This window comes from Campylobacter sp. GB48 (assembly GCF_049221845.1).
In the GTDB taxonomy this organism is placed as follows: Bacteria; Campylobacterota; Campylobacteria; order Campylobacterales; family Campylobacteraceae; genus Campylobacter_D; species Campylobacter_D lari_C.
The window spans coordinates 44,113-57,323 of sequence record NZ_JBMJAR010000003.1 but is presented as its reverse complement, the minus strand read 5'-3'; the positions used below and the strand labels follow the sequence as shown (position 1 = coordinate 57,323).

At 30.5% G+C, this 13,211-nt stretch carries 12 protein-coding genes, 1 tRNA gene and 2 pseudogenes; 8 read left to right on the top strand and 7 right to left on the bottom strand.

The window, feature by feature from the left end:
• Positions 1-2: 2 nt before the first annotated feature.
• Entirely contained in the window at positions 3-1,556 is a 1,554-nt protein-coding gene (rny, locus tag ACOTVC_RS02720; protein ID WP_421627646.1) for a ribonuclease Y, read from the bottom strand.
• Positions 1,480-2,109: a 5-formyltetrahydrofolate cyclo-ligase gene (locus tag ACOTVC_RS02715; protein ID WP_039642078.1), complete on the bottom strand. Its 630-nt coding sequence runs from the start codon at positions 2,107-2,109 to the stop codon at positions 1,480-1,482. The genes rny and ACOTVC_RS02715 overlap by 77 nt, the downstream gene beginning before the upstream one ends.
• A 67-nt stretch (positions 2,110-2,176) precedes the next feature.
• Here ACOTVC_RS02715 and ACOTVC_RS02710 point away from each other — a divergent pair, with 67 nt between their 5' ends.
• The 8 genes from ACOTVC_RS02710 to ACOTVC_RS02675 all read left to right on the top strand — a co-directional run bounded on the left by ACOTVC_RS02710 (position 2,177) and on the right by ACOTVC_RS02675 (position 10,782).
• A complete protein-coding gene (locus ACOTVC_RS02710) occupies positions 2,177-2,722 on the top strand; it encodes a TlpA family protein disulfide reductase (protein WP_039628786.1) in 546 nt (181 codons plus the stop codon).
• Positions 2,722-3,588, top strand: coding sequence for a signal recognition particle-docking protein FtsY (gene ftsY / locus ACOTVC_RS02705; protein WP_039642077.1), 867 nt, complete (start codon positions 2,722-2,724; stop codon positions 3,586-3,588). Before ACOTVC_RS02710 ends, ftsY begins: the two co-directional genes overlap by 1 nt.
• A 3-nt stretch (positions 3,589-3,591) precedes the next feature.
• Positions 3,592-4,932 (top strand): DNA repair protein RadA, encoded by a 1,341-nt coding sequence (radA, locus tag ACOTVC_RS02700; protein ID WP_214116038.1) that lies wholly within the window; start codon positions 3,592-3,594, stop codon positions 4,930-4,932.
• On the top strand, positions 4,923-6,431 hold the full coding sequence (locus tag ACOTVC_RS02695; RefSeq protein WP_421627644.1) for a phytoene desaturase family protein: 1,509 nt from the start codon (positions 4,923-4,925) through the stop codon (positions 6,429-6,431). The genes radA and ACOTVC_RS02695 overlap by 10 nt, the downstream gene beginning before the upstream one ends.
• A gap of 62 nt (positions 6,432-6,493) precedes the next feature.
• Positions 6,494-7,174: a F0F1 ATP synthase subunit A gene (locus tag ACOTVC_RS02690; protein ID WP_039618971.1), complete on the top strand. Its 681-nt coding sequence runs from the start codon at positions 6,494-6,496 to the stop codon at positions 7,172-7,174.
• A gap of 124 nt (positions 7,175-7,298) precedes the next feature.
• Positions 7,299-8,717, top strand: coding sequence for an Asp-tRNA(Asn)/Glu-tRNA(Gln) amidotransferase subunit GatB (gene gatB / locus ACOTVC_RS02685; RefSeq protein ID WP_421627642.1), 1,419 nt, complete (start codon positions 7,299-7,301; stop codon positions 8,715-8,717).
• 2 nt (positions 8,718-8,719) lie between these two features.
• A complete protein-coding gene (locus ACOTVC_RS02680; RefSeq protein WP_115645986.1) occupies positions 8,720-9,622 on the top strand; it encodes an NAD(P)H-dependent glycerol-3-phosphate dehydrogenase in 903 nt (300 codons plus the stop codon).
• Entirely contained in the window at positions 9,619-10,782 is a 1,164-nt protein-coding gene (locus ACOTVC_RS02675; protein WP_257935990.1) for a metal-dependent hydrolase, read from the top strand. Before ACOTVC_RS02680 ends, ACOTVC_RS02675 begins: the two co-directional genes overlap by 4 nt.
• A gap of 12 nt (positions 10,783-10,794) precedes the next feature.
• On the opposite strand, the pseudogene ACOTVC_RS02670 reads toward ACOTVC_RS02675, so the two are convergent.
• From ACOTVC_RS02670 to ACOTVC_RS02650, 5 genes and pseudogenes are all read right to left on the bottom strand, one after another.
• A pseudogene (locus ACOTVC_RS02670) lies at positions 10,795-11,220 on the bottom strand (methyl-accepting chemotaxis protein); the annotation flags it as partial.
• A 102-nt stretch (positions 11,221-11,322) separates the two neighbouring features.
• A pseudogene (locus tag ACOTVC_RS02665) lies at positions 11,323-11,988 on the bottom strand (PAS domain-containing protein); the annotation flags it as partial.
• Positions 11,989-12,158: 170 nt separating this feature from the next.
• Positions 12,159-12,593 (bottom strand): hypothetical protein, encoded by a 435-nt coding sequence (locus ACOTVC_RS02660; protein WP_039642066.1) that lies wholly within the window; start codon positions 12,591-12,593, stop codon positions 12,159-12,161.
• A 19-nt stretch (positions 12,594-12,612) separates the two neighbouring features.
• Positions 12,613-12,698: transfer RNA gene (locus tag ACOTVC_RS02655), tRNA-Leu, on the bottom strand.
• A gap of 25 nt (positions 12,699-12,723) precedes the next feature.
• Positions 12,724-13,047 (bottom strand): F0F1 ATP synthase subunit C, encoded by a 324-nt coding sequence (locus ACOTVC_RS02650; protein WP_012661906.1) that lies wholly within the window; start codon positions 13,045-13,047, stop codon positions 12,724-12,726.
• Positions 13,048-13,211: the final 164 nt, after the last annotated feature.

Sequence of the window (13,211 nt, the reverse complement as noted above, 5' to 3'; positions counted from 1 at the left end):
CCTTATCTTGCAAAATCAATAGCTCTAAGCTCTCTGATGACATTGACTTTTATTTCACCAGGATATTGTACTTTTTCTTGAATTTCTTCAGCTATTTCTTTAGCTAAAAGCACAGATTCATCATCATTGACTAATTTTGCATTAACAATAACTCTAATCTCCCTACCAGCATTAATAGCATAAGCTTTTTTAACCCCTTCTTTGCTCTTTGCTATATCTTCAAGCTCACTCACTCTTTTTAAGAAGGCTTCTAAAACCTCACGTCTTGCGCCAGGACGCGCAGCGCTTAGTGTATCCGCTGTGCAAACTGCAGCTGACTCTATACTAGTAGCCTCTTCATGTCCATGATGAGCATAAATAGCATTAATCACTACAGGATGTTCCTTGTATCTTTTGCAAAGTTCAGCTCCCAAATCTACATGTGAACCTTCAAATTCATGTGTTAAAGCCTTGCCAATATCGTGTAAAATTCCAGCTCTTCTTGCTAGTTTTTCATCACCGCCACATTCAGCTGCTATGATTCCAGCTAAGTGTGCTACCTCTAAAGAATGTGCTAGTGCATTTTGTCCATAACTTGCTCTATATCTTAATTTTCCTATTAATTTAACAATTTCAGGATGGATATTATTAAGCCCTAAATCCATTACTATAGTTTGCCCTTCTTCTAAGATATTATCCTCAAATTCCTTGCAGACTTTTTCATAAATTTCTTCTATTTTTGCAGGTTGTATTCTTCCATCTTCAACTAAGAGTTCAATTACCTTTGTAGCAATAGCGCGTCTATAAAGATTAAAACAACTTACTATAATAGCTCCAGGTGTATCATCAATGATAATATCAACACCTAAAACCATTTCTAAAGTTTTGACATTTCTTCCTTCTTTACCTATGATACGGCCTTTTAATTCATCATTTTTGATGTTGACCACGTTGATTAGTCTTTCAGCAGCAAATTCTCCTGCAAATCTTGAAGTGGCTTGTGCTAAGATAAAATTAGCTTTTCTTTTAGCCTCGTTTCTAGCTTCTTCTTCGTATTTTCTGACAATATGTGCAATTTCAGCCCTTGAATTTTCTTCTATTTTATTTAAGACTATGCTTCTTGCTTCCTCTTGAGTTAGACCAGCTGAATGTTCAAGAATTTTTAATACCTCGTCGAGCTTTTTTTTATAAGTTTGTTTTAAATTTTCATTCTCTTCATACAAAGTTTTTATGGCTTGTTGTTCTTTTGCAAGTTTATTTTTATTTTCTTCGTGAAGTTTTTCTTGATAATGAAGGTTTTGTTCTTTTTTATTGAGTTCTTCTAATTTAATAGAATGCTCTTTTTGTAATTTTTGAATTTTTTCATCGAATTTTTTCTTTGCAGCAAATTCAGCTTCTGAAACTGAATTTCTAGCATCTTTAAGTGTTAATTCAGCTTCATATTCAATGGCTTTTGCTTTTGCTTTTGCTTGCTCTAAAAAGATATTGAAATTTGCATCATTAATCTTTTTGGCGACTATATACCCAATCCCTCCGCCTATAAAAACGGCTATTAATGCGACTAATATTTCTATCATTGTTTTTAACTTTCCTAAAATATTTTTTATAAGGGTTTATATAAAAATTTCCTTTTATATCATGATCTTGGCTAAAAAATTGATCAGATTTTGCATCGATCATTTGCGTAAAAATAACCAAAGGTTTTTTATAAGAAATGCTTTCAAAAAACCTATCGTAAAAACCTTGACCATGACCGATTCTTCCTAATTTTGCATCTACACCTATTACAGGAATAATTGCAACATCAATGCGAGTTTGCAAAAAAGAATCTTTTGGCTCATACACCCCAAAGCTCTTTTTTTCAAGAGCTAATCTTAATTTTACTACCTTTAAACTTTTATCTTGCATAAATGGGACGAAAATTTGATATTTTTTTGTTAGAAAATGTCTGAATTTATAAAGATTAATTTCATATTTTAAAGGGATATATATAAGGATATTTCTACAATTTTTGTATAAATTTAGAATTTTCATTATTTCTTGAAAAACCAAAAAATCCCTTTTGTATTGATACTTTAATTTTAAATGCATTTTGGATTTTTGTTTTATTCTAAAATTGTTTTTTATCAAGGCTTTCCTTAAAGTTTTTAACTTTTTATGTTATACTTTTAAGCTTAAAAAATCATAAGGATAAGAATTGAAATTTAAAATTTTTTTAGTAATTTTTATCGCGGTATTTTTTGCTTCATGCTCTAGTGATAAAGAAAATTCTAGTACTGAAAATACAGACAATGCGAGTTTGACTCAAAGTGAAAATATTGATTTTACTTTAAAATTTTTAGATGGTAGAAAAATGTATGTGAAATATCATGAGCAAGCATTTAATTTTGATGATACGGCTAAAGCTAAGTTGTTTGTTTTTTTTACAAGTTGGTGTGCACCTTGTAAGGCTCAAATTCCACATTTAAATAATCTAAATAACAAATATCAAGAAAAATTTGAAGTAATAGCGCTTTTTTTGGAAGAAAATAAAGAGCAAGAAATATTAACTTTTATAGAAGATGAAAAAATTAAATTTCCAGTAGTTATCGGAGAAAATAATTTTGTTTTTTCTAAAGTTTTAAATGTCAGTTCTATACCAACAATGGTGTTGTTTAATGCAAAAGGCGAAAAGATTAAAGAGTATTTAGGGATAATCCCTGAAGAAATGTTAGATATAGATATACAAAAAGCGATAATGTAATGTTTGGATTTTTAAAAAATGGTTTGAAAAAAACCTTAGAAAGTATTCATTTAGTTAAGGCTTCAAATAAAATCATTACCAAAGATTTGCTTGAAGAAATGCTTTTAGAAGCTGATGTGGCATATGAGATAGTTGAGGAGATTATTTATTATCTTCCTCCAAATGATGAGGTTAAAAAGGCCGATTTAGAGCGTGTTATGGGGACTTATTTTATTTACGATAGACCAGAACTTGCTAATGCCAAGCCTTTTGTGGATTTGATTTTAGGTGTAAATGGAGTGGGCAAGACTACAAGCATTGCTAAAATGGCGCATTTACATAAAGAAAATGGCGAAAAAGTTATACTTGGAGCTTGTGATACTTTTAGGGCAGGAGCTATAGAGCAGTTAAAATTATGGGCACAAAAATTAGATATGGATATCATAGCTACTTCACAAGGACACGATCCTTCAGCAGTCGCTTATGATGCTATTTCTAAAGCTTTAGCAAAAAACTATGATAGGGTTATTTTAGATACAGCAGGACGCTTGCAAAATCAAAAAAATCTTGCTAATGAGCTTGAAAAAATCGTTCGCATAAGCGATAAAGCTATGCAAGGAGCTCCTCATAGAAAAATCCTTGTGCTTGATGGTACTCAAGGTGTGGCAGGAATTTTGCAAGCAAAAGCTTTTAATGATTTAGTAAAACTTGATGGAGTGATTATTACAAAACTTGATGGAACCGCTAAAGGTGGAGCTTTATTTAGCATAGCAAGAGAACTTGAGCTTCCTATTTTATATGTAGGGGTAGGGGAGCAGCTAGGACAAATTCATGAGTTTAATCCTAATGAATACGTTAAAACTTTAGTTGAAGAGATTTTTGCGTAATTTATGGCTAAAAAACATATTTTATTTGAATGTCAAGCTTGTGGAAATCAACAAAGCAAATGGCTAGGCAAATGTCCTGAATGTGGTTCTTGGGATAGTTTTGTTGAGTTAAAGCATGAACAAATTAAAGTTTTAAAAGAATTAAACTCGCTTTCAAACACTCCAAGTTCTGCTGTATGTATTAACGATGTTGTGGCAGAAAATTTTACACGTATAAGCACTGATGATAATGAGCTTGATTTAGTTTTAGGCGGTGGGCTTGTTGTGGGCTCTTTGGTATTGATAGGAGGTTCCCCAGGAGTTGGAAAATCTACGCTTTTGCTAAAGATTGCTTCAAATCTAGCTAAAGGTGGTAAAAAAGTACTTTATGTAAGTGGTGAAGAGAGTAAATCTCAAATCAAACTGCGTGCAGATCGCTTGAATGCAAATTGTGAAAATTTATTTTTGCTCACAGAGCTTTGCTTGGAAGATATTTTAAGTGAGCTTTCTAAAAAAGATTATGAAATTTTGATTATCGATTCTATACAAACTTTATATTCTAATAAAATTACTTCAGCAGCAGGTAGTATCACTCAAGTTAGAGAAATTACTTTTGAGTTAATGCGCTATTCTAAAGCTAATAATATTAGCACTTTTATCATAGGGCATATTACTAAAGATGGAGCTATAGCTGGACCTAGAATTTTAGAGCATATGGTAGATGTAGTGCTTTATTTTGAAGGTGATGCTAATAAAGAAATAAGAATTTTAAGAGGTTTTAAAAATCGTTTTGGAAATATTTCTGAAGTTGGTATTTTTGAAATGACTTCTAAGGGTTTAATTAGTGCTAAAGACATAGCTAATAGATTTTTTACGCGTGGTAAGGCAGTAAGTGGTAGTGCTTTAAGCGTGGTAATGGAAGGAAGTAGAGCTTTAGTGCTAGAAATTCAAGCCTTAGTTTGTGAGAGTGCTTATCCAAAACGCAGCGCAACAGGTTATGAAAAAAACCGTTTAGATATGCTCATAGCTTTACTTGAGAGAAAGCTTGAAATTCCTTTGGGACACTATGATGTTTTTATTAATGTAAGTGGTGGGGTGAAAATTAGTGAAACTGCGGCAGATTTAGCAGTAGTTGCGGCTATTATTTCAAGTTTTAAAAACCGCCCTTTAAGTAAAGATAGTGTTTTTATAGGTGAGCTTAGCTTAAATGGTGAAATCAAAGAAGTATTTTCACTTGATGTGCGTTTAAAAGAAGCTAAAATGCAAAAATTTAAAAATGCCATAGTGCCGGTTAAGCCTATGGAAGATCTTAGTTTAAAATGTTTTGTAGCCAAAGAATTACGTGAGGTTTTAGAATGGATGTAAAATTTGATGTAGTTATTATAGGTTCAGGTCTTGGGGGCTTAAGTGCGGGTGCTTTTTTAGCTAGAAATGGTAAAAGAGTTTTAGTTTTAGAGCAGCATTCTTTAATCGGTGGTTGCGCTACTTGTTTCAAAAGAAAAGGCGCTTTGATTGATGCGGGACTTCATGAGATGGATTTAGGTGAAGCAAAAACTGACATGAAGCATTTGGTTTTTGAAAAGCTTGGTATAAAGAATAAAATTGAAATTTTACCTTTACCAAGTGCTTGGAGCATTAAAAGTAAAAATTATAATCTAACTTTACCTCACGGTATAGAAAAAGTAAAAGAGGTTTTAAAAAAGGAATTTCCACAAGAAAGTAAAGGTATAGATAAATATTTTAAAGCTATAAGATTGCAAGCTTATGCTATTCGAAGATTTCCTTGGGATTTAAAATTAAGCGAGTTATTGTTATTTCCATTTAGCACTGCTTGGATATTTATTAAAAATAGATTGCTTAATAAAAAAGTTTATGATGTTTTAAACACTTATATTAAAAATGATAAGCTAAAAAAGATTTTAAATGCAAATTTAAGTTATTATCATCATGATAGTAAAGAATTTATTTTTTCTTATCATGCTATGGCGCAAAAACATTATTACGATGGCGGAGTATACATTAAAGGTGGCTCACAAGCTTTAAGTGATGCTCTGGCTGAGGTTATCAAAGAAAATCAAGGGCAGGTTTTAGCCAAGGCTGAAGTTGTTAAAATACTCACAAAAGATCAAAAAGCTTATGGAGTAGAATATACTCATAAAAATGAAACTCACACGGTTTATGCACAAAAAATTATTGCTAATTGCGATCCTTTAATCGTATATAAAGACTTGCTTAAAGATTTAAATTTAACCCAAGAAATCAAAGCAATAGAATCTAAAAAGCGTGCTTGTTCTTTGGTAAGTGCTTATTTTATTTATGATAAAGATATTTCTAAAATTTATGAAAATATGGATTATTGTAATTTTATATTTGAAGATGATTTTTTAAATAGTTCATATGAAAATACTAATATTTTAAAACTAGATATCAAAAAAAGACCTATGGCTTTTGTAAATTATTCTAAGGTTGATAGTGGCTTAGCTAGCGATAAATATATAAGTGTTGTAGCTTTTAGTTCAAATTATCAAGAATGGGATTTAAATAAGCAAGATTATAAAGCTAAAAAAGAAGAAGTGTTAAAAGCTATAGTACAAAGACTAGATGAGATTTTTCCGAATTTAAGCTCATACTTAATCCATCAAGAATTAGCCACTCCAAAAACTATACAAAGATATACTAAAGCTTATGAGGGTGCAATTTATGGATTTTCTCAAGATCAAGAAGGAACTAAATACAGATTACATTATAAAAGCAAAAGTGTAGAAAATTTGTATTTTGCCAATGCTTTTATATTTCCTGGCGGTGGTTTTACAGGTGCGATTTTGGGTGGATATTTTTGCGCTAATAAAATGAATTTTCATTAAAATATAAGCAATTTTTTTCTATAATATTAGCTTTGAAATATTTATTCTGCTAAGGATTTTTAATGAAAGATTTATTTTTATTTAGTTCTTTTATAGATTCTAGTCACACTTTTGCATACTTTTTTCACTTAGGTATAGTAGTTGTGATTTCTTTGATTTTAGCAAAACTTGCTACAAGATCCATGCAAATTGTTCCAAGAGGTAGTCAGAATTTAGCTGAAGCTTATATGGAAGGCATTCTAAGTATGGGTAGAGATACTATGGGTAGTGATGAAGCTGCTAGAAGATATTTACCTTTAGTTGCAACTATAGGTTTTATGGTGTTTTTTAGTAATATTATAGGGATTATACCAGGTTTTGAGGCTCCAAGTGCTAGTTTAAATTTTAGTGCAACTTTAGCTATTATAGTATTTGTATATTATCATTTTGAAGGTATTAGAACTCAAGGATTTTTTAAATATTTTGCACACTTTATGGGACCTGTGAAAATTCTAGCACCTTTAATGTTTCCTATAGAAGTGGTTTCTCATATTTCAAGAGTTATTTCTTTATCTTTCCGTTTATTTGGTAATATCAAGGGGGATGATTTATTCTTAGCAGTTATTTTAGCTCTTGTGCCTTGGGTTGCACCACTACCTGCTTATATGCTTTTAACTTTTATGGCATTTTTGCAATCTTTTATTTTTATGATTTTAACTTATGTTTATTTAGCAGGTGCAACTGTAGTTGATGAACATCATTAATATTGAAAAAGCAAAAATATTTTTTTGCTTTTTCTTTTTTTTAATCTTCTTCTTTTATTCTTTTTTAAACTCTTTTTGAAATAAAAAACGCTAGAATAATCAAAAAATTCTAAGGAAAATTTTAATGTTTGAAGTTGTTATAGGACTTGAAGTTCATGCACAATTAAATACAAAAACAAAAATCTTTTGCTCATGTGCGACTTCTTTTGGAGAAAAATCAAATACTAATGTATGCCCAATATGTTTAGCTTTACCGGGTGCTTTACCTGTATTAAATCAAGAAGCAGTGAAAAAAGCTATAGCATTTGGAAAAGCAGTTAATGCAACTATAAATAAAAAAAGTATTTTTAATAGAAAAAATTATTTTTATCCTGATTTGCCAAAAGCTTATCAAATTTCGCAATTTGATATTCCTATAGTAGAAAATGGCGAGTTGTTTATCAATGTAAATGGAGAAAATAAACGCATAGGTATCACCAGAGCTCATTTAGAAGAAGATGCAGGAAAAAATATACATGAGAGCAATTTTTCAAAAGTAGATTTAAATAGAGCAGGCACGCCTTTGCTTGAAATCGTTAGTGAGCCTGAACTTAGAAGTTCTGATGAGGCAGTGGCTTATTTGAAAAAGCTTCATTCTATTATAAGATTTTTAGATATTTCAGATGCAAATATGCAAGAAGGTAGTTTTAGATGTGATGCTAATGTTAGTATTCGTCCAAAGGGCGATGATAAGCTTTATACTAGAGTCGAGATTAAAAACTTAAATTCATTTCGTTTTATCCAAAAGGCGATTGAGTATGAAGTAAAACGCCAAAGCGAAGCTTGGGAAGATGGAAAATACGAACAAGAAGTTGTACAAGAAACAAGATTATTTGATACGGTTAATTTAGTTACTAGAAGTATGAGAGGTAAAGAAGACTCTGCTGAATATAGATATTTTCCTGATCCTGATCTTTTACCTGTAATTTTAGATGATGAAATGCTAAATCAAGATATACCTGAACTTCCTGATGAGAAGAAAACTAGATTTGTTAGTGAATTAGGTATTAAAGAAAGTGATAGTGAAGTGATTGTGTCTTCATTGGAGCTTTGTAGGTATTTTGAGTATTTAATTGTTCAAAAATTAAACCCAAAACTTTGTGTTACTTGGCTTACGACTGAGTTAATGGGACTTTTAAAAGGTGAGTTAACTATAGAAAACTCACCTGTAAAACAAGAAAAATTAGCTATTTTGATCAAACGTATAGAAGAAGGTGTTATTAGTGCTAAAGCAGGTAAGGATATTTTAGCTTATGTGTTTGAAAATACAGAAGTTGAAATTGATGATGCTATTGAAAAACTTGGTTTAAAACAAGTAAGCGATGATGGTGCTATTGAAAAGATTATAGATGAAATTTTAGCAAACAATGAAGATAAAGTAGCTGAATATAAAAGTGGTAAAGATAAACTTTTTGGTTTCTTTGTTGGTCAAGCAATGAAAGCGGGTAAAGGTGCATTTAATCCTGCCAAGGTAAATGAAATTTTAAAAGCAAAACTTGGTTAAATATGAAAATAGCAGTTATTGGTGCAGGAAAATGGGGAAGTGCTTTATATGATGCATTGAGTGTTAAAAATGAATGCGTGATAACTTCTTTTCATGAAAAAGATCTTTCTTATTTTGTTAGCACCAAAGAAGCTTTAGAATATGAATATTTAGTTTTTGCTTTATATGCTCAAGGAATACATGAGTGGCTTACAAATAATTTTAAAGATTTAAATCAAAAAATTCTTGTAGCTTCTAAGGGTATTGATTGTAAAAGTTTAAAATTTATGGATGAGGTTTTTAGCGAGTTTATAAGTAGTGATAGACTTTGTTTTTTAAGTGGTCCTTCTTTTGCAAGTGAAGTGCTAGAAAAAAAACCTTGTGCTTTGGTTGTTAGCGGTAAAAATCAAGATCTTTGCAATCAATTTGCAAGTTTTTTTCCAAATTATATTAAAACTTATACAAGTTCTGATGTTAAAGGTGCTGAGATTTGTGGTGCATATAAGAATGTTTTAGCAATTGCAAGTGGGGTTTGCGATGGCTTAAATTTAGGTAATAATGCAAGAGCTTCTTTAGTCTCAAGAGGCTTAGTAGAAATGCACCGTTTTGGGCAATTTTTTAACGCTAAAGAAGAAACTTTTTTAGGACTTAGTGGGGCTGGAGATTTATTTTTAACAGCTTCAAGCAATCTATCAAGAAATTATAGAGTAGGTTTAAGTTTGGCTAGTGGTAAAAATATAAAAGATATTTTAATGGAACTTGGCGAGGTAGCCGAAGGAGTGCAAACTGCTTATGCTATACATTCTTTATCAAAGCAATTTCAAATTTATACCCCGATTGTTAACGAAGTAGTCTTAATGCTAGAGGGTAAGAATGCTTGGGAATCTTTGAAAGATTTGATGTCATCAAAGGAGGAAATATCATGATTATCAAAAATGCAAAAATTTATGGTGAGCAAAAGCTTGATCTTAAAATAGAAGATGGAAAAATCACTCAAATTGCTAATGATTTAAATGATGATGAGCATATTGTTGATATAGAAGGTAAGACTTTACTTCCTTCGTTTATTGATTTAAATGTTAGTTTGCTTGATAATGAATTTAGTATAGATAAATTATATAATCTTGAAAAAGCATGCTTAAAAGGTGGGGTGGGGACTATTGTTTTAAAAGATAGTTTAGAAGCTAACACTCAAGGCTATGCGCTTTATTTTGATAAATTAAAATCTTTAAATATTAATATTTTACCTACTATTAATGTATTAGATAAAACAGAAAAATTAAAAAATATTGCTACCTTAATTGATATGGGCGCAAAAGGCTTAGAGCTTTCAAGTACTTTAGGTGCAAATTATTTAAGACAATGTATGCAATATGCTAATATGAAATCAACTCCGGTGTTTTTAAAGTGTTTTGATGAGAGTTTTGATGATCATGGAGTGATGAATGATGGACAAACAAGCTTTGAATTAGGACTAATAGGAATTAGTAATATAGCTGAAACTAGTGAAGTGGCAAAAATGAAAGAACTAGTGGAATTTTATAAAAACAAAGTTTGTTTTAGCTCTTTAGCAATTACAAGGTCATTTGAATTATTGCATGATCAATATAGTGAAATTTCAATCCATCATTTAGTTAAGGATGAAAGTGCATGTGAAAATTTCAACACTCAAGCAAAAATCTTACCTCCATTAAGAGCAAAAGATGAATTAATAAGCCTTAAAAAATTACTTCAAGATAAAAAAATTACTTTCTTAAGTTCTTTACATACTCCTAGCTCTAAAAAAGATTTAGCTTTTGATGAAGCAGATTTTGGAGTTAATGCCATAGCTATGTATATGAGTTTATGCTTTACGTATTTAATAAAAGAAAATATTTTAACTTGGAAAGAATTATGTGATTTTACAAGTTACAATCAAGCGCAATTTTTAGGATTAAATAAAGGAAAAATAGAATCTGGTTTTGATGCTGATTTGGTTGTGTTTGATGAAAATTATTCTTTTAATGGAGAAGGTTTATATGTAAATGATATCTTGCAAGGCAAGGTAGAGAAAAGTTTTATAACAGGAAAAGTTTTTAGCATTTAAGCTAAAAACTTTTTATTTATTTTGCATAGCTTGTGCCACTTGAGCTGAGCTGTTTCTAATTTTTTCCATACAGTCTCTAGCTTCTTTAGCTAAATCTACACTTTGATTTACGCCACTTAAGCCATCTTTTATACTTTGTACTACTTCAGCAGTTACATTTCTAATAGAATTAATCGTAGTGGTAATTTCATTTACCGAATGTCCAGTTCTTTCTGCGAGATTTCTAACTTCATCAGCAACAACAGCAAAACCTCTACCATGCTCACCTGCACGTGCTGCTTCAATAGCAGCATTTAATGCTAAAAGATTAGTTTGATCTGCTATATCACTAATAGTTTGAATAATATTTTTAATTTCCTCTGATTGCTCATTTAGTGAAGAAACTAAATTGCTACTATTATTCATCATATCAGCAATGCCTTGAATATTTTGAACCGTATTTTCTATGACGCTATCACCTTCTTGAGTTAAATTATCATTTTGCTCAGCTAATTCACTGATAAGTTTTAATTTTTCCTCATCTCTTACAACTTGCTCAGTAATATCTGTTGCAAATTTAATAACTTTGTAAATTTCTCCATCATCGTTTTTAATTGGATTATAGCTAGCTTCTAAATGGATTAGCTTATTGTTTTTACCAAAGCGTATGAATTTTCCTGATTGAAATTTACCACTTCTTAGCTCTTCCCAGAAAATTGTGTATTCTTTTGAGTTTCTAAACTTTTCCTCACAAAACATACTATGGTGTTTTCCTTTGATTTCATTTAGTGAATAACCCATCGTTTGAGTGAAGTTTTCATTAGCATTTAAAATTTCTCCATAAGGATTAAATTCAATGATAGCCATAGAGCGATTAGTTGCATCTATGGTATTTTTTAGATCAAGCATTTCATAGTGTCTTTGGGTAATATCATTTGCAAATTTAATAACTTTGTATACTTCGTTATTTTGGTTTAAAATAGGAAGATAATTAGCTTCAAGATAAATGTCTTTTCCACCTTTTGCAATACGTCTAAAAAGACCGTTTCTTGATTTACCGCTTTTTAAATCTCTCCAAAAATCAACATAACGTTGTGATTTTACAACTTCAGGCAAGCAAAACATACTATGGTGTTTTCCTTTGATTTCATCTAGAGAGTAATTCATAGTTTTTAGAAAATTTTCATTAGCACTAATAATAGTCCCATCTATCTGAAATTCTATCATAGCCATGGTTTTGCTGATAGCATTTAGTATATCTTGAAAAGCTTGATTAGATTGCTCTAATTGAGTAATTTGTTCATTAAATTTTTTCTTACTTGTAAACATATAACTCCTTTTATTTTAATACTATTATAAATTATATAATTTTTTTTAAAATAAATAATTTTCTTGTATTAGCTTTTTGTTAAATTAGAGAATTTTTCTTGTAAAGAAGTTCTTATTGAATCATTAATTTCATTACTATCATTTAAGTACTGCTCATTGAGTTTTTCAAGCTTTTTTAAAAACTCAAAAAGAGTTTCTTCCCATAAGGCATTGCTTTTTTTACTTAAATTCATAGTTTGAATATGGTTAAGTTTTCTACTCATATTACTTAAATTTTCTAAAAATTCATCTTTATGATTTTCATTTTGAAGTGTAAAAGCATTTTGTAAAAGATTGTTTTTGATATTTCTTATTTCTTCATTGATTAGATCGCAAAATTTGGGATAGATATCATTTTTTATGGGTTCAAGCAAAGTTTGCTCATCTAATTTTAAGGTGTATTTTTTAATAGCAAAGAAAAGAATTAAAAAAGCTATTGCGCTGATTAAGAGATAAAAAGCCATTTTTTAAAATTCCTTGAAATGGTGCGGTTAGCGAGATTTGAACTCGCACACGCTGAGCGTACCACCCCCTCAAGATGGCGTGTCTACCAATTCCACCATAACCGCATAAAGCCCTAAAAGGGCTTAAAAATTAAGCTGCTACTAATGCTTGGAATGGATTAGCATAAAGAGCGATAAGAGCAATAACAAGTGCATAAATAACTTGAGCTTCAATCATCGCCAAAGCAATAAACATAGTAGTCATTAATTTACCACCAAGACCAGGATTTCTAGCAGTACCTGCTATAGTTGCTGCTGCAGTGTTACCCATACCGATAGCTCCACCTAAAGCTGCAACACCAAGTCCTAAACCTGCTGCTAAGATAGAAAAAGAAGCTAACCATTGATTCATAGAACCTTCAGCTGCAAATGCAAAACCGCTTAAAGCTAGCATTAAAAATACGATTTTTTTCATAGTTTTTCCTTATAAAAATTTAAATCCTTTCGGCTTGCGTATCCCTACTCGTGATTTATAAAGGTGAAATTATATATGAATATAGCTTTAAAATTATTGAAATTTAAATTAATAAGCGTATTTTAAAATAAATTAAAGTTTTTTTTAGCTACATTAAATATTTT

What these genes read in the sequence shown, in the direction of transcription:
- rny (WP_421627646.1), bottom strand. Translation starts at nt 1,556, where the DNA reads ATGATAGAAATATTAGTCGCATTAATAGCCGTTTTTATAGGCGGAGGG.
- ftsY (WP_039642077.1), top strand. Translation starts at nt 2,722, where the DNA reads ATGTTTGGATTTTTAAAAAATGGTTTGAAAAAAACCTTAGAAAGTATT.
- radA (WP_214116038.1), top strand. Translation starts at nt 3,592, where the DNA reads ATGGCTAAAAAACATATTTTATTTGAATGTCAAGCTTGTGGAAATCAA.
- ACOTVC_RS02695 (WP_421627644.1), top strand. Translation starts at nt 4,923, where the DNA reads ATGGATGTAAAATTTGATGTAGTTATTATAGGTTCAGGTCTTGGGGGC.
- ACOTVC_RS02690 (WP_039618971.1), top strand. Translation starts at nt 6,494, where the DNA reads ATGAAAGATTTATTTTTATTTAGTTCTTTTATAGATTCTAGTCACACT.
- gatB (WP_421627642.1), top strand. Translation starts at nt 7,299, where the DNA reads ATGTTTGAAGTTGTTATAGGACTTGAAGTTCATGCACAATTAAATACA.
- ACOTVC_RS02680 (WP_115645986.1), top strand. Translation starts at nt 8,720, where the DNA reads ATGAAAATAGCAGTTATTGGTGCAGGAAAATGGGGAAGTGCTTTATAT.
- ACOTVC_RS02675 (WP_257935990.1), top strand. Translation starts at nt 9,619, where the DNA reads ATGATTATCAAAAATGCAAAAATTTATGGTGAGCAAAAGCTTGATCTT.
- ACOTVC_RS02660 (WP_039642066.1), bottom strand. Translation starts at nt 12,593, where the DNA reads ATGGCTTTTTATCTCTTAATCAGCGCAATAGCTTTTTTAATTCTTTTC.
- ACOTVC_RS02650 (WP_012661906.1), bottom strand. Translation starts at nt 13,047, where the DNA reads ATGAAAAAAATCGTATTTTTAATGCTAGCTTTAAGCGGTTTTGCATTT.